The sequence below is a fragment of the Corallococcus sp. CA054B genome (assembly GCF_003611625.1).
Taxonomy (GTDB): domain Bacteria; phylum Myxococcota; class Myxococcia; order Myxococcales; family Myxococcaceae; genus Corallococcus; species Corallococcus coralloides.
Window position 1 is genome coordinate 1 of the sequence record NZ_RAVY01000444.1, and the last position, 410, is coordinate 410.

General features: G+C 67.3%; 1 protein-coding gene. It reads left to right on the top strand.

The features are described from left to right. On the top strand, window positions 1-410 hold a 410-nt coding region (locus tag D7V80_RS41245; RefSeq protein WP_233586113.1), incomplete at both ends, for a pyridoxal-dependent decarboxylase.

Here is a 410-nt window from a genome sequence, read left to right on the forward strand (position 1 = left end):
GTGTGGCGCAACAAAGAGCACCTGCCCGAGGAGCTGGTGTTCCGGGTCAACTACCTCGGCGGCGACATGCCGACGTTCACGCTGAACTTCTCGCGGCCCGGCAACCAGGTGGTGGGGCAGTACTACAACTTCCTGCGGCTGGGGCGCGCCGGGTACACCCAGGTGATGCAGTGCCTGTCGCAGACCGCCCGGTGGCTGGGCGACGAGCTGCGCGACAGCGAGCACTTCGAGCTGATCTCCGACGGTTCGGCCATCCCGGTCGTGGCGTTCCGTCTCAAGGGCGATCCCGGATACACCGAGTTCGACATCTCGCAGGCACTGCGGGCGCACGGCTGGCAGGTGCCCGCGTACACCATGCCCGAGGGCGCCGAAGACGTCGTGGTGCTGCGTGTGGTGGTCCGTGAGGGGTT